General features: G+C 65.8%; 22 protein-coding genes and 1 tRNA gene. 9 read left to right on the top strand and 14 right to left on the bottom strand.

Features of this window, described 5'->3' with window-relative positions; all coding sequences use genetic code 11:
- Nucleotides 1-28: 28 nt before the first annotated feature.
- Genes BM360_RS04985 through BM360_RS04990 form a run of 3 tightly spaced genes read right to left on the bottom strand, consistent with a single transcriptional unit; the run spans nt 29 to nt 1398 of the window.
- Complete coding sequence (locus BM360_RS04985) at nt 29-451, bottom strand: VOC family protein (protein WP_093311651.1); 423 nt, start codon at nt 449-451, stop codon at nt 29-31.
- A gap of 21 nt (nt 452-472) precedes the next feature.
- The gene (locus BM360_RS19500; RefSeq protein ID WP_165611154.1) at nt 473-649 is read right to left on the bottom strand and encodes a hypothetical protein; all 177 of its coding nucleotides are present in this window, start codon (nt 647-649) and stop codon (nt 473-475) included.
- Nucleotides 646-1398 carry a queuosine precursor transporter gene (locus BM360_RS04990; RefSeq protein ID WP_093311655.1) on the bottom strand — a complete coding sequence of 251 codons (753 nt, stop codon included), beginning with the start codon at nt 1396-1398 and terminating at the stop codon, nt 646-648. Before BM360_RS04990 ends, BM360_RS19500 begins: the two co-directional genes overlap by 4 nt.
- Before the next feature lie 60 nt (nt 1399-1458).
- Here BM360_RS04990 and BM360_RS04995 point away from each other — a divergent pair.
- Nucleotides 1459-1535, top strand: a tRNA-Arg gene (locus tag BM360_RS04995).
- 314 nt (nt 1536-1849) lie between these two features.
- Here the strand turns inward: BM360_RS04995 and BM360_RS05000 are convergent.
- The 3 genes from BM360_RS05000 to purU all read right to left on the bottom strand — a co-directional run bounded on the left by BM360_RS05000 (nt 1850) and on the right by purU (nt 8025).
- Entirely contained in the window at nt 1850-3736 is a 1887-nt protein-coding gene (locus tag BM360_RS05000) for a calcium-binding protein (protein ID WP_093311658.1), read from the bottom strand.
- 251 nt (nt 3737-3987) lie between these two features.
- Complete coding sequence (locus tag BM360_RS05005; protein ID WP_165611202.1) at nt 3988-6888, bottom strand: calcium-binding protein; 2901 nt, start codon at nt 6886-6888, stop codon at nt 3988-3990.
- 288 nt (nt 6889-7176) lie between these two features.
- Nucleotides 7177-8025: a formyltetrahydrofolate deformylase gene (gene purU, locus BM360_RS05010; protein WP_093311663.1), complete on the bottom strand. Its 849-nt coding sequence runs from the start codon at nt 8023-8025 to the stop codon at nt 7177-7179.
- 438 nt (nt 8026-8463) lie between these two features.
- Between purU and BM360_RS05015 the strand changes: the two genes are divergently transcribed.
- Nucleotides 8464-8871: a BLUF domain-containing protein gene (locus tag BM360_RS05015; RefSeq protein ID WP_165611203.1), complete on the top strand. Its 408-nt coding sequence runs from the start codon at nt 8464-8466 to the stop codon at nt 8869-8871.
- 97 nt (nt 8872-8968) lie between these two features.
- Here the strand turns inward: BM360_RS05015 and BM360_RS05020 are convergent, their stop codons facing one another.
- Entirely contained in the window at nt 8969-10792 is a 1824-nt protein-coding gene (locus tag BM360_RS05020; RefSeq protein WP_207544529.1) for a diguanylate cyclase, read from the bottom strand.
- Nucleotides 10793-10897: 105 nt separating this feature from the next.
- The gene (gene glsA / locus BM360_RS05025) at nt 10898-11836 is read right to left on the bottom strand and encodes a glutaminase A (protein WP_093311670.1); all 939 of its coding nucleotides are present in this window, start codon (nt 11834-11836) and stop codon (nt 10898-10900) included.
- 155 nt (nt 11837-11991) lie between these two features.
- Here glsA and BM360_RS05030 point away from each other — a divergent pair, with 155 nt between their 5' ends.
- A complete protein-coding gene (locus BM360_RS05030; RefSeq protein ID WP_131819182.1) occupies nt 11992-12522 on the top strand; it encodes a hypothetical protein in 531 nt (176 codons plus the stop codon).
- A 306-nt stretch (nt 12523-12828) separates the two neighbouring features.
- Nucleotides 12829-13020: a hypothetical protein gene (locus tag BM360_RS05035; RefSeq protein ID WP_093311677.1), complete on the top strand. Its 192-nt coding sequence runs from the start codon at nt 12829-12831 to the stop codon at nt 13018-13020.
- An 8-nt stretch (nt 13021-13028) separates the two neighbouring features.
- On the opposite strand, the gene BM360_RS05040 is transcribed toward BM360_RS05035, so the two are convergent.
- A complete protein-coding gene (locus tag BM360_RS05040) occupies nt 13029-13466 on the bottom strand; it encodes a globin domain-containing protein (protein WP_093313780.1) in 438 nt (145 codons plus the stop codon).
- A 205-nt stretch (nt 13467-13671) separates the two neighbouring features.
- Here BM360_RS05040 and BM360_RS05045 point away from each other — a divergent pair, with 205 nt between their 5' ends.
- Both BM360_RS05045 and BM360_RS05050 read left to right on the top strand, forming a co-directional pair.
- The gene (locus BM360_RS05045; protein WP_093311679.1) at nt 13672-15261 is read left to right on the top strand and encodes an amidohydrolase; all 1590 of its coding nucleotides are present in this window, start codon (nt 13672-13674) and stop codon (nt 15259-15261) included.
- A gap of 129 nt (nt 15262-15390) precedes the next feature.
- Nucleotides 15391-15996, top strand: coding sequence for an HD domain-containing protein (locus BM360_RS05050; protein ID WP_131819183.1), 606 nt, complete (start codon nt 15391-15393; stop codon nt 15994-15996).
- 10 nt (nt 15997-16006) lie between these two features.
- Here the strand turns inward: BM360_RS05050 and BM360_RS05055 are convergent, their stop codons facing one another.
- The 3 genes from BM360_RS05055 to BM360_RS05065 all read right to left on the bottom strand — a co-directional run bounded on the left by BM360_RS05055 (nt 16007) and on the right by BM360_RS05065 (nt 19527).
- On the bottom strand, nt 16007-17650 hold the full coding sequence (locus BM360_RS05055) for a response regulator (protein WP_242653322.1): 1644 nt from the start codon (nt 17648-17650) through the stop codon (nt 16007-16009).
- The gene (locus BM360_RS05060) at nt 17647-19131 is read right to left on the bottom strand and encodes an ATPase domain-containing protein (RefSeq protein ID WP_093311684.1); all 1485 of its coding nucleotides are present in this window, start codon (nt 19129-19131) and stop codon (nt 17647-17649) included. The genes BM360_RS05055 and BM360_RS05060 overlap by 4 nt, the downstream gene beginning before the upstream one ends.
- A 144-nt stretch (nt 19132-19275) precedes the next feature.
- Nucleotides 19276-19527, bottom strand: a complete 252-nt coding sequence (locus tag BM360_RS05065; RefSeq protein WP_093311687.1) for a hypothetical protein — start codon at nt 19525-19527, stop codon at nt 19276-19278.
- Nucleotides 19528-19660: 133 nt separating this feature from the next.
- Here BM360_RS05065 and BM360_RS05070 point away from each other — a divergent pair, with 133 nt between their 5' ends.
- Nucleotides 19661-20839, top strand: coding sequence for a winged helix-turn-helix domain-containing protein (locus tag BM360_RS05070; RefSeq protein ID WP_093311690.1), 1179 nt, complete (start codon nt 19661-19663; stop codon nt 20837-20839).
- Nucleotides 20840-20883: 44 nt separating this feature from the next.
- Here BM360_RS05070 and BM360_RS05075 read toward each other — a convergent pair whose 3' ends face one another.
- Nucleotides 20884-21120 carry a hypothetical protein gene (locus tag BM360_RS05075; RefSeq protein ID WP_093311693.1) on the bottom strand — a complete coding sequence of 79 codons (237 nt, stop codon included), beginning with the start codon at nt 21118-21120 and terminating at the stop codon, nt 20884-20886.
- 212 nt (nt 21121-21332) lie between these two features.
- On the opposite strand from BM360_RS05075, the gene BM360_RS05080 reads away from it, so the two are divergent.
- The gene (locus tag BM360_RS05080; protein ID WP_165611204.1) at nt 21333-22787 is read left to right on the top strand and encodes a M48 family metalloprotease; all 1455 of its coding nucleotides are present in this window, start codon (nt 21333-21335) and stop codon (nt 22785-22787) included.
- A gap of 139 nt (nt 22788-22926) precedes the next feature.
- The gene (locus BM360_RS05085) at nt 22927-23244 is read left to right on the top strand and encodes a polyhydroxyalkanoic acid system family protein (protein WP_093311697.1); all 318 of its coding nucleotides are present in this window, start codon (nt 22927-22929) and stop codon (nt 23242-23244) included.
- Here BM360_RS05085 and BM360_RS05090 read toward each other — a convergent pair.
- On the bottom strand, nt 23241-23825 hold the full coding sequence (locus BM360_RS05090; protein WP_093311700.1) for a GDSL-type esterase/lipase family protein: 585 nt from the start codon (nt 23823-23825) through the stop codon (nt 23241-23243). The genes BM360_RS05085 and BM360_RS05090 overlap by 4 nt on opposite strands.
- Between the last annotated feature and the right edge of the window lie 4 nt (nt 23826-23829).

Raw genomic sequence — 23829 nt, forward strand, 5'->3', positions numbered from 1 at the left:
CGACGCGGCCGTCCCGCCGCGCGCGATGTCAGAGACTGAACGTCACATGGCCCTGGGCGTCGATGGACCAGGCCGGGTTCCACGCAATCTCCCAACCATGCTCGTCCGGGTCCGCGACATAACCTCGATAGCCGCCGTGCGCGGGCGCATCGGCGGCACGGAGCAACCGACCCCCTGCGGCAACGAGCCGATCGAGCAGCGGCTGCACGTCCCCTCGATCGGCGACATTGTGCGCCATCGCAAACGCGCCCGGCAGGCTCAGCGTGCCGCGTTGCATGTCGCTTTCCAGCGCGGAGATCAGCCAGGTGCCAAGGACGAAACCATTCATCTGATAGAAAATGATCTCCTCATTCTCGAACACGGGGCGCCAGCCGAAACCGTCCACATAGAAGCGGCGCGATCGATCCAGCGCCTGCACGCCGAGCGTCATCACGGAGACCTGCTGTTGCACGACGCCGCTCCCCCGCTTGCCCTAGACCGTCCAGATCAGCACGTTCGCCGCAAACACCGCCGCCGCGATCAGCATCAGCGCCGCACGCCGGCGGTCGCGTCCTTGCACCAGCAGCCACGCGCCGCCTGCCGCCAGCAGGAAAGCGGCCAGCATCAGCGCGCCCAGCACGGCCGCGGCAGGTCCGGTCAAGGTCGTCACAGTCGTGCCCGGAACGGCGTGAAATCGGTTCCCGCATCGAACACGTCCACCCCCTCGCGCCGCTTCAGCGTGGCCACCACCGCATAGGTCAGCGGCGTCAACAGAACCTCCCACGCGACCTTCAGCACCCACTGCGTCGCCAGCACCTTGAGGACGAGCGACCCCGTCCACCCCGCCGCACCAAGGAAGGCGAGCGGATAGAAGATCAGGCTGTCCACCGCCTGCCCCACGATCGTAGACCCGATCGTGCGCATCCACAGGTGCCGCCCGCCGGTCAGCAGCTTCATCCGCGCCAGCACGTAGCTGTTGGCGAACTCGCCCGCCCAGAATGCGACGATGGAGGCGAAGACGATGCGCGGCACCTGCCCGAACACCGCCTCATAGGCCGCCTGCCCGCCCCATTCCGGGGCCGGCGGCAGCGCGACCACCACCCAGCTCATCATCGCCATGAACAGCAGCGCCGCAGTGCCCGCCCAGATGCAGCGTCGCGCGCGGGCATATCCGTAGACTTCGGTCAGCACGTCACCCAGGACATAGCCGATGGGGAAGAACAGGATGCCCGCGCCGAACGGCCACGGGCCGATCCCGGGCAGCTGGATCACCGCCACCTTCCCCGCGCCGAGCACGTTCGACAACAGGAGGATCGTGACGAAGGCGGCCATGACGAAATCGAACCAGGCAAACGGCCGCTCCGCCAGAGCCTGCGCGCTGGTGGCTTGCGGAGATGCGGATCGCGGATCGGTCGCCATGGCGGACAGGCTTAACGTGGTTCCGGCGCGCACGGAACCACGCTATGTGCTGCACCGCGCGCGCCCGTAGCTCAGTTGGATAGAGCACGTGCCTTCTAAGCTCGTGGTCGCTGGTTCGAATCCAGCCGGGCGCGCCAATGACATGGTCGACTTTTCGGCTCAACCGCAGCGCGGCCAGGGATCAGATCACGCCGCGGATCCAGAGCGGAGCTTGCGACATCAGGAACGCCGGAATGGCGAGCACACCTATGATCGCACTTTCGCCGAGCGGGGGATCAGAGGCGCAAGCCGGTCCACCGGCTTACGTTGCTACACTATGCCTTGCCTTGTTCCGCCCCCATTGCTGGACAGCATAGATGTCCCGGATGGCCCACAGCTGCTTGGCAATTTGGCCCGTACTCATCAAGCTGCGACGGGGAACACACCGCCGTCTCAGCCGCGTTCGCGCATGTCAGACCAGGAAGTCGCTGCTACTCAGCTGTGCGAGGGTGATGTTGTCGAACAATAGCGAGTGAGCGGCATCGAAGGCGACGAGCACGTCCGTATAACCGTCCAGGCCGGTGACCTCGCGAGCGAGCGCCAGCGGATCTGTTCCGGCATAAGCTGTGCCACGCAGCGATAGCGTGTCCGCTGCGGGATCGAAACCCGTGACGACGGCAGTCCGGAAGCCGGCATCCAGCGCCAGCGTATCCGCCCCTGCGGTACCGGCCAGCCGCTGCACGTTGATAGCCGCGCCGTCCTTTATCAGCGCATCCACCAGCGTGTCGTAGGTGGCGCCGCCCGCGAACAGATCGTCCCACGCCTCCACCTCGCCCACCATCGCGATGCGACCGAAATGGCGCTGGTAATAGGTATCGATCGTATCGGTGGTGCGGGACAGATATTGTTCGCGATCCAACGTGCCATATTGCCCCTCCACGATGATGCGGTGAGTGGCATCGAGCTCGATCAGCACATTTCCATCGACAACCGAGGTTTGGCCGCCGAACAGGTACGTGTCAGTCGTTTGCCGAACCTTGGCCGGATCCAACAGATCCGCACTCGAATATGCACCGCCTTCGATGACGATGCGATCAGTCCGTGCGTCGAAATTGGTGATCCGTACGTTCGTGGAATTTGCCGGGATGACGAACAGGTCGCTATCCGTGGTGCCGCGCAGCTGGAGAACATTGCCGCCGGTGCCAGGATCGGACATCAGCGCATTCACCAACGTATCGGGTGTGGCAAACGTGTCATGGAGTGAATAGCCCCACGGCTGCGACTCATTGCTTTTGGCCGAACCGAACAGGTCCATCCACACTGCGATTTCGCTGGTCGTGGCGCTTCGTCCGGCAATCGCCCGGTAGGTCTGCGTGATCATCTCGCCGACTTCTGCCTGATGCCTGTCGATGACATGCTCGCGCATGGCGTCGAACGACAGTTCATAGTCGCGGTTGCTTAAGGCGGCGGAGTGTTCGGCGCTCACCTCCGCCGCCGTTGCCGCACGGCCGACGAACATACGATACGCCTCGTCCACGTTGCCGGCGAATACCGCACGACCTTCCGCCGATTCCAGAATCGCGTCGCGCATCAGAAGGTTGCCGTTTCCGGATCCGAGATTGACCAGCCTGCCCGACCAGAACGCATATTCGGACGTGTCTGGCCGGCGTTCCATCAGCATCTCGTACGCGGCGAACACTTGGAGAGATGTGATCGCGTAGCCTAGCACCAGCCCGTCGTTAAACTCGATCCCACCGATCGAGTTGAACGTGTCGGTGCCATCCGGAGAGATCACGAACACGGTGCTGACGCTAGGCAAATACCCGTTCCACGGCGAACTGGCCCCGGTGCGGGCAAAATCAAGCAGTGACTCCGCCATGGTTGCGTTCACGACCGCACTGTCCCGACCATCATCGATGATGAAGCGATAATCTTCGAACAAACCGTAATAGCTATCGTCACCACGCCCGCCGATCAGACGGTCGCTGCCTTGCTCACCGATCATGCGATCGTCGCCGTCGCCGCCAACCAGTAGATCATTGCCTTGCCCACCGCGAAGATCATCGCGACCCGCGCCGCCGTAGATGCGATCACCGCCGTTCACGCCCCACAGCACGTCATCCCCATCCTCGCCGTAGAGGACGTCCTCACCCTCATTGCCGCCGATACTGTCGTTGCCACCGCCGCCGAAGAGCGTGTCGTCTCCATCCTGACCGGAAAGGTCGTCATTACCCAGGCCGCCGTAAACGGTGTCGTCGCCCGCTTTTGCAGTGACAAGGTCTGGTCCATCGGTGCCGGTGATGGTCTCACCGGCGGAGGTGCCGTCGATCACGTTATACGTCACGCCGCGGATCGCCATGTCATCGCTCGCTTAGGTGAGGGAAAGGTATAGGCAGGCACAGTTGCCGCGACCGCGGCTGACGAACATACCGCTTCACAAGCGGCCACTCGAGCCGTGTCTTAGCGCAGTCAGATTGCCGGCGCCAACCAGACCTCGACCTTCCACGCGCCTCAGGTCGACAATGATCGGAACAGCTCGCGGGAAAGCGGCTAGCTTCGCCTTTTAGGCGGTCCTGCGGAAGCGGCCGCACCTCAACTACTAACCCCGCCTCACACCAGGAAGTCGCTTGTGCTGAGCTGGTCGAGGCGCAGGCCGGTGAACAGCAGATCGTGGCTGAGCGTGTCGATCAGCACGTCGATGCGGCCGTCGAGTGCGGTCACCTCGTGCGCGAAGGCGAGCGGGTTGCTGCCGGCGAGCGGGGAGCCGCGCAGATCGATCAAGTCTTGCGCTGGATCGAAGCCGCGGATCAGCAGGTCCTCGGCACCGCCGAGCGCAAAGCTGTCGGCATTGGCGGTGCCAAACACTTCCAAAACCCCGTTGGCGCGCGCCTGCGGGTGCGTGAACAGCGTGTCGATCAGCGTGTCGGTCTCGGTGCCGCTCCGGAACAGCGCGAGCCAGGTGGCGGTCTCGTCCGCACTTGCCGCGCGGCCGAAATGATCCTGGTAGGCGTCGGCGATCTCGCCGCGCGCGCTGGCGCCCAGCACCTGATCGTCGAGGATGGCACCGCGCAGGCTGGTGGCGTCCGCGCCGCCGCGGAACGCGTCCAGCCAGGTCGCCACCTCCGCCTCAGTCGGCGCGCGGCCCCCGAGATCCTGATAAGCGTCGGCAATGACGCTGCGGACATTGGCCTGGCCTGCCGGCTCGGCGAGGATCGCGGCGCGCAGGTCGCCGGCATCCTTGCCCGCCCGGAATAAGTCCTGCCAGGTGGCGGCCTCCTGCGGCGTCGGCGCGCGGCCAAACAGGTCCTGATAGGCGTCCACGATCACCGCACCGGTATACGCCCGGCCTGCTGGGTCGGCGAGAATCTCGGCGCGCAGATCGCCCAAGTCGCGGCCGTCGCCAAACAGTGAACGCCAGGTGGCGACTTCCTGCGCGGTCGCCGCACGTCCGAACAGGTCGAGATAGGTGTCGCCGATCGCAGCAACGCTAAGCGGATCGGCAAGGATCGCGCTCTTGATGGCGCCCACCGGCGCACCTCCCTCAACCTGCTCCCGCCAGAAGGCCAGCTCTTCAGGATTTGCCGAACGCCCGCCATAATCGCGGTAGAGAGCATCGATCTGCGCATTAAGCGGCGCGTTGCGCGTGTCGATCTCGGCCTGGATCGTGGAGCGGACCGTATTGAGATCGGCGCCTTGGCTGAACAGGCTGCGCCACGTCTCGATCTCGGCAGTGGACGCCGCCCGGCCGAACAGCGAACCATAGACATGACCGATGGCATCGGCCGTAAGCGGCGCATTGATCACCACCTGCTCGAAGGCTCGCAGCGAGTAGTTCTCATAGAAGAGCTTGCCCTTCCAGACGGCAATCTCGTCGGCGGTCGCGTCCCGTCCGGCGAACCGCTCGTAAGCCTGATCGATGCGGTTTCCGACAGCGGAGCCGAACGTAGCATTTTCAAACAGCGCCTGGCGTGGATCCCCAGCGCTCCCAAGCGCCACCGCCAACGTCACCAGCTCGCTGTTTGTGGGTGCCCGGCCCACGTAGCTGGCATAGCCCTGATCGACCGCCACGAGGCTGCGCGTCTCGATCACACCATCGTCGAACTGCAGCCTGCTGATGCCGCCGCTCGAGCCGAAGCTGTTGCCGATCACGCCCGCATCATCGCGACCATCCGCGCTTTCGACGTAAAGATGGTATTGAGTGCCGCGGTAGATTGTCTGCTTGACGAGCTCCAGCCTTGCATCCGCGATCGTGTCGGCGAAGACTGCGGTATCAACGCCCTTGCCGTTCGATTGAAAAGTGTCGTTGCCCTTTCCGCCGACGAACACGTCGTTGCCGGCACCGCCGACCAGCAGCGTGCCAAGCTCGTTCCCGATCAGGGTGCCGCCCTGGTCGCCACCAGTGATCGTCGCGATTGCGCCCGCGGCAAGGCGGAGCGTCTCGACATTGTCTGGCAGGCGATAGTCGACCGAGGTAATTACCTCGTCTTGGCCCTCGCCGGCGCGCTCGATGATCACGTCCGGCGGTGACAGTGTGCCGCTGGGCGCCTGCGCCGAGATCACGTACGTGTCGTCACCCGCACCGCCGGCGAGCGTATCCGAACCAAGGCCGCCATCGATGCGATCGCGACCTGCGCCGCCTTGCAAGAAATCGGGCTGATCGGTGCCGACGAGTTGGCCGCCGCCATCGCCCGCGATGATCCGGTTGTCGGTGCCGAGATCGATCAACGTCCCTTGTACGAGCAGCGTGCGGCCGTCGGGTGCGAGCACAAGCGGATCAGCGTTCGAGAAGAACTCCCCTGGAATGGTGGTTCCGACCGCCCAGGCGTTGGTCACCGTCCAATTGGCGGTCGCGACCTCGTAGACCGCGTTCGTCGCAGGATTGGCACCGTAGAGACGACTGCCGTCAGCGCTGAAGGCGATCGCGCTGAACTGCCCCGCACCGAGTTGCTCACGCAACTCCGGCAAGATATCGCGCTGGAGAGCAAGCCTGACGTCGTAGAGATTAAGGGCATCGTCTGTGCCGAGCAGGACCTGTCCAGTGCTGCTTACCGCCGCCAACCCGTTTTTGAAGGCCGGGATAGCATCCGCCAGCGGTTCGCGCGTGGCGAGCAGCGTGCCATTGGCGTCCAGCAGCGCGATTCGCCCCGGGTAAATACCCCCGCTGACCAGATTGTAGGTGCCGCCCGCGCTGGCAGAGACATTCACATAGGCGGGGAGGGCCTCCGTTCCTGCCGATGCGAACGTCCCGGTGACGAGATCGAGCGTGACAAGCGGGAAAGTACCGCCGCCATTTTGGCCTGCTTGCGTGAGGAGCACACGCCCATCAGCCAGCACCTCGACATCGTCGAACGGCCCGGCAAGCCCGGTCACGCGCGTGGTATAGGTGTCCGTCGCGCCCGTCGTCAGGTCGTAGCGGAAGACGCTGATGTCACGCGCGCTGCTTTCGCCGGAGGAAACTTCGTTCGCAGCCTTCGAGGACGTGGCGATGACGAACCGCCCGTCTGCTGTCACGTCGAACCCGCTCAGCCCGCCCCTCTCGCTCAACACCGAGCCGGCATAGGCACCCGTCTCGACCGAGTAGCGGGAGATGTAGCTGCCTTCGAGCGTGTAAAGCGTGGCGCCATCCGGACTGAACCGCTGCGCCTGCGTTCCGGTCGCGTTGAAGACGCTGCGGACGGTCTGAGCCGGCATGTTCTCGAGTCCTCTTCCTGTAACGAAATGTTACTCTCCCCGCGCTCGATGGGCAAGGCGCACCGGAACGCCTCTCACCCTCGGATCGACCTGGCCTTGCGGCTGCAATCAATCTGGGAAGACAACCGTCTTCGTGCCATTGATCAGAACCCGGTCTTCTAGGTGGGCCCGTACCGCCCGAGCCAGAACCCGCCGCTCAATGTCTCTCCCCTTGCGAACCAGAGCTTCAGGCGTGTCGGCATGGCTGACCGGCTCCACGTCCTGAGCGATGATGGGCCCTTCATCGAGATCGGACGTGACGTAATGCGCGGTGGCACCGATCATTTTAACGCCGCGAGCATGCGCCTGATGGTACGGCTTGGCTCCTTTGAAGCCCGGCAGGAAGCTGTGATGGATGTTGATGCAACGGCCAGTCAGGAATGACGCGAGATCGTCTGACAGCACCTGCATATAACGCGCCAGTACCACCAGTTCGGTGCCAGTCTCCTCGACAAGGGCGCGGATGCGCACCTCCTGTTCGTGCTTGGTCTCTCTAGTCACGGGCAGATGATGGAATGGGGCGCCACCAAGATCCCCGAACGTGTCACGCGGGTGATTGGAGATGATCGCAGCCACATCCATGTTCAGCTCACCGATACGCTGCCGGTAGAGCAAGTCAGCAAGGCAATGGTCGAATCTGGACGCGAGCAGCAGCACCTTCTGCCGGCGGTCGCGAGGACGCACCGTCCAGGTCATGCTCAACTGAGAAGCAAGCGGTTCCACGGCTAGCCGTACCGCTGACGCTGCGGCCTCATCAACCACCGTGAACACGACGCGCATGAAGAAGCGTCTCGTCTCGGCATCTTCGAACTGGGCCGCCTGAATGATGTTAGCCTGTTGGCGAAACAGCTCGGCCGTGACTGTCGCGACGATCCCCGGCTGATCCGGGCACGACAGACTTAAAATGTATGCGGTCATGCGATCTCGCCAAATTTGATGATCGCTCGTCATGCCCCGCGTGCGAGCCGACAATCAATGTGCCTGACGGTCCTCTTGTCGGCTCGACGATGGCCAATCTGGCCTATGCGACAGCCGCTCGCATGGCAGGCTCCTATCGATCCCTCAATTTTCGAGTTCAGCACCATGATGAAGCATGCCGGGGCCAACCACATCAGGGATGGCAGGCTGATCCGGCCCCAAGGCTGATGCCCGACATCCTCTGTCTGCCATTCTACCGTCTCGGGCGGCGGGCCAGTCTGCGAACGGCAATTGCAAACATGCTCTCACCAAGACGACCGCAAGATCCAGCTGACATCTGCCTGGCAGGTTGACGCAAGCCGGACCTGGATGATTTACGGACACTTTACCGGCAAGAACTAGTTGCTGCCCTCAAGAGCGATAAGCGGGGATGGAATTTTGCTGCAGTTAACCTACATCAGTAACGTCGTTCCCGGATTAAGCCACGACGCGCTCGAACAAATTCTCGCCGCCTCTCGCAGCCGCAACCTGGCTGCAGGCATCACCGGCCTTCTCGTCCATGATGGCTCTCGCTTCTTGCAGGCACTGGAAGGCAAGTGTGACGCTGTCCAGGCCATCTACGCCAGCATCAAGCGCGATCCGCGGCACTGGCGCGTCGGCGTGCTGAGCATGCGCTCCGTGCCGCGCCGGCAGTTCGGCCTGTGGTCTATGGCCAGCCAGCTTGCGCCTGCCCAGCGGACAGGAGAGGACGTGTTCGCCATGATGGAACGGCTCACGCGTCCCATCGCGAGCAGCATTGCGCGCATGCATCTGCGTGAGGTTGGAACTGCGCCACTGGCTGCTTAGCTCAGAATCGGATGTCTTTTATTCGTGCGCGGCATGCAGCCGCGGCGATCGCTCGTAAAGACCGGTCGAGCGAAGAGACCGCAGCGGACAGGCCGGATCACGCCGCCAATCGGCTCACCACCGTCCTGTTCCGGCCGCTTCGCTTCGCTTCGTAAAGGGCAGCATCTGCCGCGCGCACCAGCGTAGATCCGTCCCGCGCCATGCTCTCGTCCCAGGTCGCCACGCCGAACGACATGCTGGTAGAGCCCAAGGTCTGCCCGTTCTGGCGGATGTTCAGCTCGGTGATCGCCTGCCGCACGATCTCGACGCGGTGCAGCAGCGTCTCGGCGTTCGTTCCCGGAGCGATGATCGTGAATTCCTCGCCGCCATAGCGGCAGACGACGTCCCCGTCGCGAAACCGGCTGCGCATCTCGGCCGCAACCGTCTGAAGCACCGCATCCCCCGCATCGTGGCCGAACTCGTCGTTGAACCGCTTGAAATGGTCGACGTCGCACATGACGAGGCTGAGCGGGGTGCCGGACCGAGAAGCGCGCGCAATCTCCAGTGCGAGCGCTTCCTCCATGTAGCGGCGGTTGAACAGCCCGGTGAGCGGATCCCGGATCGTCTGTTCGCGCAGCGATCGCTGGAGGCGGTGATTGACGAGCGCTGAGGCGATGTTCTCCGTCAGCACGGTCAGGTGATAGCGGCTTTCGCCCTCGACCGATCCTCGCAAGGTCAGCACGCCGATCACCTCGCCGCCCGCCAGCAGCGGCTCGCAATGATAGACTTCCCCCTCGTGCGCATGGCCGCAGACGATGTCGCAGCCCGGCGCGCTGACGAAATGGCTCTGCCCGCGGCGAAGCGCCCAGCATTGATCCGGCGCGAAACCACCCGGCAAGGTGGCGTCGTCACCCCACGAAGCGAGCGGCAGCAGCAGGTTTCGAGAATTGTTGTGCGCGTACAGCGTGCCGGGAAGGTCGGGCATGATCCGCGGCACGAACACCTGGATGATCGAGGCCAGCTCCTCGTCGGTGCGCGCGGCCTGCATCCGGTGCGCCATGCCGCCAAGGATCTCGATCGCCTCGCCACGCTTCTGCAGCGTCGCGGTATTCTGCAGAAGCTCAGCATTGGCGCTTTGCAGCCGCTGCTCGCTCTGCTCCTGCTCGTCGAGCGCGCGCTCCAGCCGATCCGCCATGTCGTTATAGCCGCGCGCCAGCCGCCTGAACTCGATCGAGCCCATGCCCGGGCCGACCCGCGCACCGCGAACGCCATGCCCCAGCCCAGTCATCGCCTCGAGGATGGTCTTGAGCGGGCGGCGGATGCTGCGGACCAGGAAGGCGAAACCGACGAGCACGATCAGCGCCACGATCGTCGCCCCGAACAGGGCCAGGCGCTCGCCGCGCGCGACGCGCTGCTCGGCTGCCCCGACCCTCTCCTTCTGGAACCTGCGCTCTTCGTCGAGAAAGGCCTCGGCACGGACGTTGACCGCGTCCATCAGGTCGCGGCCGGTGCCGCTCTGGATGGCACGGACGGCGGAGGCGAAGTCGCCGCGGCGGCCGAGATCGAGCGGCCCTCGCAACGTCGTCGCCCGCCTGGCCATCAAGCCGGCCAGTTCGCGCGCACGCGCATGCTGTGGGGGATTGTCGCGGGTCAGCGCGACGATGCGCTTGATGGCGGCGGCAGATTCGCCGACGCTGGCTCCGAAAGATCGGGCATAAGCCGGTTCATGCGTGATGATGAAGCCGCGCTGGCCTGATTCGGCTTCGCGGAGATGATCGAGCGCCTCCTGCGTCGTCTCGATCACGGCGGCGGAATGCGTGACCCAGCGGAAACTCTCGGTCGTCTGATGCGAGGCGTCCATCAGCAGCCCGGCCAGCGACACCAAGGCCACCAGCACGATCAGCCCCAGCCCGGCGATTCGACCGGAAATCGACGCAAACATGAGGCGATCTTATGGTTGATGTCTTTAGAGGAGCTTACCGGGCGAACGCCTGCCCGGCCCCAGATCACGCCGGATCGGCAGCCACGCGGATCAGATCGCTTGCGATCAGAGCGGCGGGCCGAAAACCGACCAGCCTGTCCGATGGCTCAGCATCTCGAGCGCACGAACGCCCAGCATCGAATTGCCGTGCTGGTCCAGATTGGGCGACCAGACCGCGATGGAGGCGATCTCCGGGGCGATGGCAAGGATGCCGCCGCCGACGCCGCTTTTGGCAGGCAGCCCGACGCGCAGCGCGAAGTCGCCAGATCCATCATAGTGACCGCACGTCATCATCAACGCCGACACCTCGCGCATCCGCTTTGCGCGCTCATCCTCGCCCTTGTCGTCCGGCGAGCGGCGCGTGCGGGTCAGGAACAGGCCAGCCTGCGCCAGCCCGCGACAGTCGAGCGCGATCGCGCACTGATGGACATAGGCTTCCATCACCTCGTCGAGCGGTGAGTGCAAATTGCCGTGGTGCCGCATGAAGCTCATCATCGCGCGGTTGAGATCGCCACCGTCATGCTCGGTGGCGAGGACCGCGTCGTCCAGGCCGACTGTGCCGTCCGTCATCTGTCCGCGGACGAAATCCATGACCGCGCTCGCCTGCATGTCGTCGCCGAGTTGCTCGACCAGGATGTCGACGATCACCAGCGCGCCGGCATTGACGAACGGGTTGCGCGGTATGCCCTTGGTCCGCTCCAGATCGATGATGGAGTTGAACGGATCACCGGACGGCTCGCGTCCGACCCGCTCGAATAGCCGCCGCCCGACCAGACAGAGGGCCATCTCCAGCGCGAACACCTTGGCGATGCTCTGGATCGGAAACGGGGTGGCGGCAGCCCCCGCATGGACGATCTCGCCCTCACGCGTCACCACCGCGATCCCGAACGGACCTGGCTCGAGCCCCTCTTCCTTGGCGTCCGCGCAAGCCTCGATCTCGGCCGCCTTGTCGACAATGTCCGCCGCTATCTCTCCGACGATCTGCTCCAGCGGCTGCGGCAACATGGTTCTCCCGTTATCGGCGGCTCAACGATGCAGCCGACGAAACGACGCGGCGCCGAAGGCTCTTTCCTACATGTTCCCGCTGTGTTCTCAGTTCCGGCATGGGCGCGAACCGCAGACCGAGAGCGATCGGACACTATGGCTGGGTGGATGCGGACGTGGGCGTCGAGTGCCTGCGCTGCGGCGTGGTGACGGTCTATTGCGACTTTGCCGCGGCGAGATGCTTCAGCGAGCGGGGTTGGTCGGTGGCCGCCGGCGACGCGATCAAGCGGTTCCTGTGTCCGTGTGGAAGCCGGGATCTGCGCTTCAGGCCGGTTGCGATGGCGATGCGCCCGAAGCCGATCCCGGCGCGCCCCGCTCCCCTGCGTCCGATCTACCGTGAGGACGAGCGCAGTCTGCGCAGGCGTGGGCCGGCGGACTTCCCCGACAAAGCGGCGATCGACACGGCCTTGTCGGTGCTTGAGCGGGCAATCTACGCCTGCCGTTATACCGAAGAGCGCGTTCCGGATCCCCATGTCACAGCCGCTTTGGAGGTGCTGCGGCCTTATTGTTTCGACACGTCCGACGTGGACGGGTTCCGGCACCAGCTGGCCCTCGCCGGGAAGCTTTGCGGTGGGCACGCGGAAACGGCGCTGACCGGCATACGGCGCCAGTTGGGAGTGAAGGCTGATGGTCGCAGCACGGCCTAGCTGCGGCGGTTGCCAGCGTGCGCGATGACGGCGATGCTGACCTAATGGAAGGCCTACCGAGCAAAGATCAGCTGCTCTCCATACAACAGCCGCCGATCGCCCCCCATCAAACGCGTGATCGCGTGCATTTGCACTCATTTCGAACTGGGAGGCACGCACCAAGAACTGCCTACCTTGCAACGCTAATAACCATGTGTTGATCAAAGTCGGTTCGGGCCGCCATGGCCATGTATCCAGTCGCCGCAATGTCGGAACTACGCGCGCGGTCATGGGGTTTGGACCAACCCATGTTAGCAAGGGCCGTCCATGTATTCCGAGCTGACCTATTTCGAGGGCGCCCACTTCCAGCACATCGCGGACTACCAGGAGCAGCTGCGCCTCAAGTGGCGCAGCCCTTCGTCTGCAGCGGACGCGGGCGCTCGCTCAAGCGGGCTGGCGGCTGCCGGGCGGGTGCGGACGGCGCCATCGCTGCGCGCCGACTCTGCCCGGCAGTCGTAAAGGAGTAGCTACGGCCCACATGCAGAGCAGCCGGCGCAGCAGGTCGTCGCGCTAAGTCGGCGCTCGACGATACCCCTCCACCAAGAGCAGACGGGTTCCTCCGGCGCAGCCCGCGCCTTATGGCCGGCGGGCAGCAGAGCATCTGCCACTGCAGGGTAATGCTCCGGCTTGATGCGCCTTGCGACGTGCCGCTCTGCAATCCGCTCGCTCGCCGGCTTCAGCACGTCGAGCTTGTCGACATTCTGGGCAAAGGCGAGGATCGCGGCCGCAAGCCGCTTGGGCTGCTCGCCCGAGACGTGAGCGGCCTCGTCGAACAGCGCCTTGATGCCCTCGTCCCTGAACAGCCGCTCGTACATGCGGGTCGTGAGCGCGACGCCATGTTGGTGGAGGGCCGGCGCGGTGCCTTTGACGATCGCCATCGTCTCGGCGGAAAGCGGCTTGGCCATCGAACATTCCTCGGCCAGTTGGAGCGACGCTCGCGCGCCACCGGCCGACATCAGGACGGCCGGGGCCGCCGGTATTTGTTCCAGCGCAAACAACCCAGCTTTCGCATCCACCAGTTACAGGCATTCCGTGCGACGCTGTTTCGCACCTTGCGGATCGCCCCCGCCCCGCCATTGTAGCCGCCGTGAATCGCAAGCGGGGGGCAACATGCGCGTGATGTGGACGGCAACGGTGGCAGCGGCAGCCTTGATGATGGCGGCTCCGGCTGCGGCGCAGATCGCCCCGGCCAAGCTCGACGCGCTGAAGGCGGAGGCGGCGGCCGGCGTGCAGAAGCGCGCCAAGCTCGTCCAGGAAATGATCGATTCGATCTTCAGCTTCGGTGAGCTCGGCATGCAGGAGGTGGAGACCTCACGCTACATCACCGCCGTGCTGGAGAAGAACGGCTTCACCATCCAGCGCGGCATCTCGGGCATCCCGACCGCCTGGTCCGCCACGTGGACGCAGGGCAGCGGGGGGCCGGTGATCGCGGTCGGCTCCGATCTCGATGGCATCCCCAAGTCCAGCCAGAAGCCGGGCGTGGCCTGGCGCGAGCCGCTGGTGGAAGGCGCGCCCGGCCATGGCGAGGGGCATAATAGCGGCCAGGCGGTCAACATCGCCGCAGCGCTCGCGGTCAAGGACATCATGATCCGGGAGAAGATCCCCGGCACGCTGCTGCTGTGGCCCGGCGTCGCCGAGGAACCGGTGGCGGCGAAGGCGTGGTTCGTGCGCGACGGCTTGTTCAAGAATGTCGATGCGGTGCTGTTCACGCATGTCGGCTCGAACCTGCAGACCAGCTGGGGCCAGCCGCAGGGCACCGGCGTCGTCTCCGTCCTTTATACGTTTACGGGCGAAAGCGCGCACTCCGCCGGCGCGCCATGGCGCGGGCGCAGCGCGCTCGACGCGGCGGAGCTGATGGACATCGGCTGGAACTTCCGCCGCGAACATCTGCGCCCCGAACAGCGCTCGCACTCCGTCATCACCGATGGCGGCGATCAGCCGAACGTCGTGCCATCGAAGGCGACGACCTGGTATTATTTCCGCGAACAATCCTTCGACAACATCCGCATGAATTTCGAGATCGGCAACACCATCTCCGAAGCCGCGGCCAAGATGACGGACACCACCGTCGAGCATCGCATCGTCGGCACCGCCGCGCCGCAGCACATGAACCGCCCGATGGCCGAGGCGGCTTATGAAAATATCAAGAAGATCGGCCTGCCCGAGTGGACGCCCGAAGAGCAGCAATTCGCCCGCGCCGTGCAGAAGCTGGTCGGCGGCAAGGAAAAAGGTCTCGACACGAAGATCGAGGAGCTGAAGGCCCCCGATGCCGAGCCGAAGAGCGGCGGCTCGGACGATATCGGCGACGTTTCCTGGACGAAGCCGACCATCACGATCCGCTACCCCTCCAACATCCCCGAACTGCCCGGGCACAATTGGTCGAACGCAATCGCCATGGCGACGCCGATCGCGCACAAGGGCGCTGTCGCGGGCGGCAAGGCGATGGCGATGACAATGCTGGACCTGCTCACCCGGCCGGACCTGCTTGCCCAGGCGAAAAGCTACTTCACCGACGTCCAGACCAAAAACACCAAATACCAACCGATGATAACCAACGAGAAGCCGTATATCGAAATCAATTCGGAGATCATGGCGCAATATCGGGAGAAGATGCGGCCGCTCTACTATAATCCTAAAAAGTACGGCACCTATCTCGAACAGCTCGGCATCAAGTGGCCCAGCCTCGTGAAGCCGCAATGAATGCGGCGATGAGCGGCACTCGGCTGCGCCCGCTGATCCGCTACTGACGTCATGCACGACACGCCCACTGCCGCCCGACGGCAGTGGGCACTGCCCGAACGATGCAGCGACCACGCTCAGGATCGCCTCATGACGCCAGCCGAGTCCCTCCAATTGCTGGCTCTGCCCACCACGACGACAGATCGCTGGCTCGAGCAACTGGCCGAGCCGCAACGGCATTACCACACGCTGGAGCATGTCACCGCCATGCTCGCCCACGTCGACAAAGTGTCGTCGGAATGGAATCAGCCGAATGCTATCGCCCCGCTCCACCAGCGCGAGTTTGTCGCCGCCATCTGGCTGCACGACATCGTCTACGATCCGCGGTCCAGTGACAATGAAGAGCGATCGGCGGAACAGGCGCTGCACGATCTGGCGGGAAGCGGCCTGCACGCCGACACCGTCGCGGCTCTGATCATGGCCACCAAGCGGCACGATGCGGCGACCGAGTTGGAGAAGGCGCTGATCGACCTCGATCTCGGCATCCTGAGCGCCGCGCCCGCTGCCTATGATCGCTATGCCCGCCAGATCCGCATGGAATATGATTTCGTCCCGTACGACACATACCGGGCGGCCCGGATCAAGATCCTCGACGGCTTTGACAGGCGCGTCATCTTCCGGACTGCTTCATTCACGCCGCTAGAGGCACAGGCGCACGAGAACCTCCGCCGCGAGATGCAACACTTGCGCAGCTGACCTGCTCCGCTCACCGCCGCAGCGCCACGACCTTCCGGTCGGGATCGACCACCCGATCGATCGCGGCAGCCAGGTCCGCGCGGCGGAAGGGCTTGTCGAGACGCGGCAGATCGGGCGCCTTGTCGGCCGGCCCGGTATAGCCGGTGATCAGCAGCAGCGGCAGGCCGGGCCGAAGCGCGCGGACACGCTGCGCCAGTTCGGCCCCGTCCATGCGCGGCATCTTGTAATCGGTGACGACGATGTCGACGGGCAGATCCGGCAATCGCGCCAGCGCCTCGGCGCCGCTGCTCGCCTCCGCCACGTCATGGCCCATCTCGCGCAGCATCTCGGCGGTGGCGACGCGGACAAGCTGCTCGTCATCCACCAGCAGAACCGACAAGGGTCGGCGGATCGGCGCAGGCTCGTCCGCCCGCTTGTCGTGCGGCACGGCGCGCTCCGCGGCGACCGGCAGCCACAGGTCGACGCGGGTTCCCTCGCCGACCACACTGGTCAGGCGAAAACCGCCGCCCAGCTGCGAGGCGAGGCCATGCACCATCGACAGGCCGAGCCCGGTCCCCTTGCCGACCTCCTTCGTCGAATAGAAAGGCTCCACCGCGCGCGAGAGCGTCGCCGCATCCATGCCGATGCCGGTGTCGATCACCGACAATCGCGCATAAAGGCCGGGCGGAACCTGCGCCACCTCGCCGGGCCCAAGCGACGCCCCCTCCGCGACCAGCGTCAGCGTGCCGCCAGCCGGCATCGCGTCGCGCGCATTGACGCACAGGTTGAGGATCGCGAGCTCAAGCTGGTTCGGGTCAGTCGTGATCGCGGACAGCGTCAGATCGACACGCATCCGCACCTCGATGGTCGAGCCGACGGAGCTGGCGATCAGATCGCGCATGCCATCGAGCAGCGCCCCCAGATCCACCGCCCGCGTCTGCAACGCCTGCCGCCGCGCAAAGCCGAGCAGCCGCTGGACAAGGGTGCGCGCACGCTCTGCCGATTCCAGCGCACCGCCGATCAGCTTGTCGGCGCGCGCATCATCCTTGCCGTAGCGGCGATGCATCAGATCGAGAACGCCGGTGATCGGCGTCAGCAGATTGTTGAAATCGTGCGCGACACCGCCAGTCAGCTGGCCGAGCGTCTCCAGCTTCTGCGCCTCGTGCAGCTGCGCCAGGACGATCTGCCGCTCGGCGGTCGCCTCCTCCACCCGCTGTTCGAGCGAGGAGGTCAGCTCGCGCAGCTCCATCAACCGCTCGCGCGCGTCATACTGCCGGCGTCGCCCCCGCAGCGCGGCGTGCGCGAGGCTCACCAGCGTGGTCGGGTGGAACGGCCGCTCAAGGAAGGTGACGTTGCCGAGCAGCCCAAGGTAGCGCGCCGCGGAGGGATTGCGCTCCAGCCCGCCCCCGCGCGTCGTGAGCAGGATGACCGGCAGGTCCGACCATTCCTCCTGCCGCGCCAGCCATCGGGCCAGCGGCGCGGGATCGACCGTCACCAGCGCTTCTTCGGTGACAAGGATGAATCCGGCGCCGAGATCCAGCCCATCCACCAAAGCAGGCAGCGAAGCGTAGGCGGTGGCCGCAATCCCCGCCTCCTTCAGCATCGCCGACGCAATCGCCGCATCGCGCCCCCGCGGCGCGAGCAGCAGACCTCGTTCCGAATTCTCGATCGTCACTCCTCATCCTCAAGAAGCGCCGCATCGGGCCCGATCAGCGACGGCACGCCACGCAGAACGCCTTGGAAGTTCGTCAGCGGTTCGCCGAGCGTCACGCCCCGGCTGTCGATCCGGAACTCGCGGATCGTATTCTCGTGCACGCCCGTCCGCTTCTTGACCACCGAGATCGCCCGCCGCACGCGCCCGCGCGCTTCGAAATAGCGTTGAAGGATGACGATGTCTGCCAGGTAGGTCACGTCTACCGGAGTGCGCATGTCGCCGACCAGGCCGTGCTGCGCGACAGTCAGGAAGGTCGTCGCACCCTGCCGGTTCAGGAATTGCAGCAGTTCATGCATGTGCAGGATCAGCGCCGTCTCACCCGGCATCGCCGCCTGATAGCCGTTAAGGCTGTCGATCACGATGGTTCTTGCCCCGTGGACTTCGACGCAGTGGCGCACCCGTTCGGTGAACTCACCGGGCGTCAGTTCCGCAGCGTCGACCTGTTCGAGGATCAGTTGACCGCAGTTGATCATCGCTTTCAGATCGATGCCCACCCCCTTCGCTCGGTCGATCAGCAGGCCGATTTCCTCGTCGAACACGAACATCGCCGCCTTCTCACCCCGGGCGAGCGCCGTCACGACAAAGGTGAGCGTCAGCGTCGATTTGCCCGTGCCCGCAGGTCCGAGGATCAGCACACTCGTTCCCCGCTCCACCCCACCGCCGAGCAATGCGGTCAACTCCGGCGATGAGGATTCGATCAGATCGCGGCGAAACTCCCCACGATGTTCCGCTGAGACCAGCCGCGGGAACACGCGGACGCCGCCGGTTGCGATCACCATGTCGTGATAACCGCCGCGGAAGCGCCGCCCGCGATATTTGATCACGCGCATCCGCCGGCGATCGGAGCCATAATCGGGCGCAAGCTCCTCCAGCCGCATCACACCATGCGCCACGCTGTGCACCGTCTTGTCGTGCGCGTCGGCGGTGAGATCGTCGAGCATCAGCACGGTCGACTTCTGCCGCGCGAAATAGTGCTTCAATGCCAGCACCTGCCGCCGGTAGCGCAGCGAGCTTTGCGCCAGCAGCCGGATCTCCGACAGGCTGTCGAGGACCACGCGCGCAGGCTGCACGCGTTCGACCGCGTCGAAGATGCGCCGCGTCGTCTCGCCAAGCTCAAGGTCGGATGAGTAGAGCAGGCTCTGCTGCTGCTCGTCGTCGAGCAGGCTTTCCGGCGGCACCAGCTCGTACACGTCGATCCCGTCGAGCGACCAGCCGTGCGATTCCGCGCTGGCCCGCAGTTCATCCTCGGTCTCGGACAAGGTGATGTAGAGGACGCGCTCGCCCGCCGCGGCGCCGTCCATCAGGAATTGCAGCGCGATCGTCGTCTTGCCCGTGCCGGGCGATCCCTCCAGCAGAAACAGCCGCCCGCGCGCCAGCCCGCCGGCCAGCACATTGTCCATGCCGGCAATGCCTGTCCGTGCCTGCTCGGGACCCTGCGCCATTCAATCCGCTCCTCCGCTCGCACCGATACGCGAACGGAACGGACCTTAACCGCAACACCCCCGCCCCGCCAAATCGCGGGCGCAGACCTCGACACCGACTTACGAAGCAAGCTCTTCTATCGTCGTCCAAAAACCTGGGATGGTTCAGTCGCCCGGCGTCATCGGAGCGTCCACGGCGATGTAGAGCGTCTCCACCCCCTGGCTCTCCGCCCAGGCGATCCCCTGCTCCTCCGCCGCTTCCCGCGTATCCACTTGCACGCCGGTCAGCGCCACGGAGTCGTCGCCGCACATGGCCGTCCCCATCAGGGTGACGCCGTCCTCCGGATGGCTTTCAATCGAGATGCAATCGGCATCCGGAGGCGCACTCTGTCCGGTCGGCAACCTGATGATCTTCATACGGCCCTCGTGCGCTTCGCAGCCTAAGCGCCGGGCATCGACATTTGGTTCCGGTGCGGCCCTTTCCTGCGCTACGTCGGACAGCCAGCTGACGGATTGACGCACCCCCTCGCAGCACGCCAAGCGGAATGCGGTGACGCTCAGCCTCTCCTCCAGGGATGCCCGCCGCATCGCGCTTGCGGCGCAGGGTTTCGGCAGCCCGCCTCCGTCGCAGCCATCGGCCACGCACCTCCGCCGCACCATCGATCGTCTTGGCCTGTTCCAGATCGACAGCGTCAACGTGCTCACGCGCGCGCACTATTTGCCCGCTTTCTCGCGCTTGGGCATCTATGATCGCGCGCTGCTCGAGCAGGCGGCGTGGGGGCCGAGGCGCCAGCGCCGCCTGTTCGAATATTGGGCGCACGAAGCCTCGCTGCTGCCGCTCGACCTCCATCCTTTGCTCCGCTGGCGGATGGCGCAGGCTGAACGGGGTGACGCCGGCTACAAGGGCCTGAGGGTCTTCGCGTCCGACCTGCGCCATGAAGCGCAGGCCGTGCTCGATCGCATCACCGCGGAAGGTCCGCTCGCCGCCGCAGACTTCGAGAACGGGTCGAGCCGGAGCGGCTGGTGGGAGTGGAGCCACACCAAGCGCGCGCTGGAATGGCTGTTCTGGTCGGGCCAGATCACCACAGCCACCCGGCGCGCCGGCTTCACCCGCGTCTACGACCTGCCCGAACGCGTCCTGCCGCCCGCCATCCTCGCCTTGCCGACGCCCGATGCCGCCAGTGCGCAACGCACCCTGATCGAGCGCAGCGCCCGTGCCCTCGGTGTCGCCACCGCAGCCGACCTGCGCGACTATTTTCGGCTGAGGCCGGATCAGGCGGATCACGCCATTGCTGCCGAGGTGGAAGCCGGCAGTCTCATTCCGGTGGCGGTCGAGGGGTGGCGCCAGAAAGCGTGGATGCACCGCAATGCACGCCCCCCGCGTCCGGTTCGCGGCGCTGCTCTGCTGGCGCCGTTCGATCCGCTGATCTGGGAGCGGAGCCGCACCGAGCGGCTGTTCGGCTTCCACTATCGCATCGAAATCTACGTGCCGCAGCCGAAGCGCACATTCGGCTATTATGTCCTGCCCTTCCTGCTCCACGAGGCGCTGGTCGCCCGCGTCGATCTGAAGGCCGATCGTGGTGCGGGAACCCTGCTCGCTCAGCGGGTCAGCATCGAACCCGGCGCGTCTTCGGAAGCCATCACGCGGCTCATGGCCGAGCTGGAGCGGATGGCCGGATGGCTCGGGCTTGAGAGCGTGCGGATCAAGGACGTCGTCTATCCATCCTGATCAGTAGGGGGAGCCGCAGCACACGGCTGCAGCCCCCGTCCCGATCACTCGGGCAAGCCGTAATTCTTCGGCTTGCCGAAATCGGCCTGGCCGCCCTGCGCACCCATGCCGCCCTGATGGCTGGCATCGGCATCGTCGGTCGCGCTGGACATGGCGCGGCGGCGGCGCAGTTCCATCCGCTGCGCTTCGGTCATCATCGTATCGTCGGCCGTTCCTTCGGACGGGCCGCCTGCGGCGGCACCCTGGTCGGACACGCGATCGGTGAGGTTGTCATCGCCCATGGTCAATCTCCTTAAGCTCTAATCGAACGAAGCGGCCCGCGCGCCTGTTCCGCCGCAACCGGCGGTGAACCAGCCCGAGGCCCGTCCGTTGGAGCTGGCCGAGGCCGTGGAGGTGCGATGTTCGTCCTGTTTTCCAGCAAGCTGGGCTGCGCGGGATCGCTGCTGGTTTCGCTGGGCCTCAGCCTGTTGCTGCTCTTCCTTATGGGCTGGCTGTGAGCCGGCCGAGGCGCTTCGGCACGCTTGCTCTGGCGCTCCTGCTCGCCGCCTGCGGCTCTTCGCCTGAGCAGGGCAGCGCGCCCTCCGTCTCGGAGGAGGATCGCGCTTATGGCGCCGAGCAGCATCCCAAGCTGCTCGCGGAGTTCGGCGGCGCCTATGCCGGGCGGCAGAGCGCCTATGTCGCAGCGCTGGGCGAGAGGATCGCCACGGCGGCGGGCCTGCCCGGGCGCTGCACCTTCACGCTGGTCAACAGCGACGTGGTCAACGCTTTCGCGGTGCCCGGCTGCTTCATCTACGTGACCCGCGGCCTCGTCGCGGTGGTGCGCACCGAGGCGGAGCTCGCCTCCGTGCTCGGCCATGAAGTCGGGCACATCCTCGGCAGTCATGCGCAGCGGCAGCAGCGCCGCTCGGTGTGGCGAACACTGGGCGTCCTCGCCGTCAGCCTGAGCGGCTCCGAGGCGATGACCCGGCTCGCCGGTCAGGCCGCGCAATATTTCACGCTGCGTTATTCGCGCACGCAGGAATATGAGGCGGACGATCTCGGCCTGCACTATCTCCAGCAGGCCGGTTACGATCCCTATGCCGCGGCCGGCATGCTCGGCGCCCTGCAGCGGCAGGAGCGGTTCATGGCCGCATCCGGCGGGCGCGACGCGGCGCGCGGCATTCCGGAATGGGCGCTCAGCCACCCGCTGACCGAACACCGCGTCGAACGCGCGCTCACCGCAGCCCGGGAGACCGGCCTTGCCGACGATGCGCTGCCCGAGCGCAAGCAGGCCTATCTCGATGCGGTGGACGGCATGCTCTACGGCGACGATCCGCAGCAGGGCTTCGTGCTCGGCCGGCGTTTCGCCCACCCGGTCATGCGCATCGCGTTCGAGGCGCCGCCCGGCTTCGCACTGACCAACAGCCCTACCGCAGTGCAGCTGAGCGGCCCGGCCGGCCTGCGCGGTGAGTTTGGCGGCGGACCGATGCCGTCAGGCGGCGTCGAGGCCTATGCCGAGCAGCTGCTCCGCCAGATCGTCGGCGATGGGCCCGCCCAGGTGGAGGCGGCGGAGCGGATCCCGCTGGACGGCATCTCCGCCGTCGCGCTGCGCGCCAGCCTTGCCGGGCGCAACGGCCCCGTGCCGCTGTCCATCGCCGTTTATGACGATGGCGCGGGCGGTGCCTTCCACTTCGTCATCATCGCCTCCCCGTCCGATCCGCAGACCGCGCAGATTGCCGACCTGTTCCGCTCCTTCACGCGGCTGTCCGCGGCCGAGGCCGCCACGCTCAGGCCGCGCGTCATCGAAACAGTCGTTGCCAAGCCGGGAGACACCGCCACCACGCTGAGCCGCCGCGTCGCCGATCCGCACCCCCAGGCGCTGTTCCTGCTGCTGAACGATCTGCCGGCGAACACCGCGCTCACGCCCGGCACGCGCATCAAGACCGTCCGCTACGGCGCGCCGCGCTGAGGGACATTCGCAGCGCGCGGCACGTTGAGCTTCTCGATCAAGGAGATTGCCCATGTCCAAGGCCCTTGCCCGCTTCACCATCGAGCCTGGCGGCGGAAGCCAGGTCCCGGGCGTTGGAAGCAAAGCGGAGGACTGAGCCTTGCCCGCGCCGACCGTCGTCGATCTGCCCCACAGCCTCGGCCGCGCGGAGGCCAAGCGGCGGGTCGCCGCGCGGCTGGGCGAACTGCCGGGGCACCTGCCCGGCGGCGCCGCCGAGGTGCATTCGACGTGGCGGAGCGAGCATGAACTCGCGCTCGACATCGCCGCAATGGGTCAGCGCCTCTCCGCCACGCTCGACATCCAGGATCGGATCATCCGCGTGACGATGGCCCTGCCGCCGATGCTCGCCTTCATGGCCGGCGCGATCAGCGCGGCGGTGCAGAAGAAGGGCAGTCAGCTGCTGCTCGGCAAGGATTAGCGGGCAGCCTCCGCCGCCGGCTCCAGCACGCGCTCCACCGCAGGCAGGATTGCATCGACCACCCGGGCGATCGCGCGCCCGTTCGGGTGCACGCCATCCCACAACACCATGTCAGGATGGCCGAGCACACCGTCTGGGAAGAAGTCGCAGATGCTCGCGCCATGCCGCTCCGCCAGCGCCGCATGGATGCCGAGATAGCCGGCCGCGCGCTGCCGCAGAAAAGCGGGCGGCGCGACGGTGGTCAGCAGCACCGGCACGCCGCAGCGGCCAAGCTCGGTCAGCAGACCCTCAAGGCTCGCCCGCGTGGTGGCGGGCGGCACCTGCCGCAGCACATCGTTCGGCCCCGCCTGCACGATGGCGAGGTCGGGCCGCCGATCGAGCGCGGACAGCACGCGCGGCAGGCGGCGCAGAACATCGGCCGTGGTGTCGCCTGATACCCCGGCATTGACCACGCGTGCGCCGGAATACCGCGCGCGCAGACGCTGCTCCAGCAAGGCAGGAAAGGTGTCGCTCGGGGACAGACCGTAGCCGGCGACGAGGCTGTCGCCGAGCGCGAGGATGAGCGGGGATGAGGTGGACATCGGT

This window comes from Sphingomonas jatrophae, assembly GCF_900113315.1.
Classification (GTDB): domain Bacteria; phylum Pseudomonadota; class Alphaproteobacteria; order Sphingomonadales; family Sphingomonadaceae; genus Sphingomonas_P; species Sphingomonas_P jatrophae.

What these genes read in the sequence shown, in the direction of transcription:
- BM360_RS05060 (WP_093311684.1), bottom strand. Translation starts at nt 19,131, where the DNA reads ATGGCGCAGGGTCCCGAGCAGGCACGGACAGGCATTGCCGGCATGGAC.
- glsA (WP_093311670.1), bottom strand. Translation starts at nt 11,836, where the DNA reads ATGTTGCCGCAGCCGCTGGAGCAGATCGTCGGAGAGATAGCGGCGGAC.
- BM360_RS05050 (WP_131819183.1), top strand. Translation starts at nt 15,391, where the DNA reads ATGACGCCAGCCGAGTCCCTCCAATTGCTGGCTCTGCCCACCACGACG.
- BM360_RS05090 (WP_093311700.1), bottom strand. Translation starts at nt 23,825, where the DNA reads ATGTCCACCTCATCCCCGCTCATCCTCGCGCTCGGCGACAGCCTCGTC.
- BM360_RS05065 (WP_093311687.1), bottom strand. Translation starts at nt 19,527, where the DNA reads ATGAAGATCATCAGGTTGCCGACCGGACAGAGTGCGCCTCCGGATGCC.
- BM360_RS05000 (WP_093311658.1), bottom strand. Translation starts at nt 3,736, where the DNA reads ATGGCGATCCGCGGCGTGACGTATAACGTGATCGACGGCACCTCCGCC.
- BM360_RS04990 (WP_093311655.1), bottom strand. Translation starts at nt 1,398, where the DNA reads ATGGCGACCGATCCGCGATCCGCATCTCCGCAAGCCACCAGCGCGCAG.
- BM360_RS05035 (WP_093311677.1), top strand. Translation starts at nt 12,829, where the DNA reads ATGTATTCCGAGCTGACCTATTTCGAGGGCGCCCACTTCCAGCACATC.
- BM360_RS05040 (WP_093313780.1), bottom strand. Translation starts at nt 13,466, where the DNA reads ATGGCCAAGCCGCTTTCCGCCGAGACGATGGCGATCGTCAAAGGCACC.
- BM360_RS05075 (WP_093311693.1), bottom strand. Translation starts at nt 21,120, where the DNA reads ATGGGCGATGACAACCTCACCGATCGCGTGTCCGACCAGGGTGCCGCC.
- BM360_RS05045 (WP_093311679.1), top strand. Translation starts at nt 13,672, where the DNA reads ATGCGCGTGATGTGGACGGCAACGGTGGCAGCGGCAGCCTTGATGATG.
- purU (WP_093311663.1), bottom strand. Translation starts at nt 8,025, where the DNA reads ATGACCGCATACATTTTAAGTCTGTCGTGCCCGGATCAGCCGGGGATC.
- BM360_RS05020 (WP_207544529.1), bottom strand. Translation starts at nt 10,792, where the DNA reads ATGTTTGCGTCGATTTCCGGTCGAATCGCCGGGCTGGGGCTGATCGTG.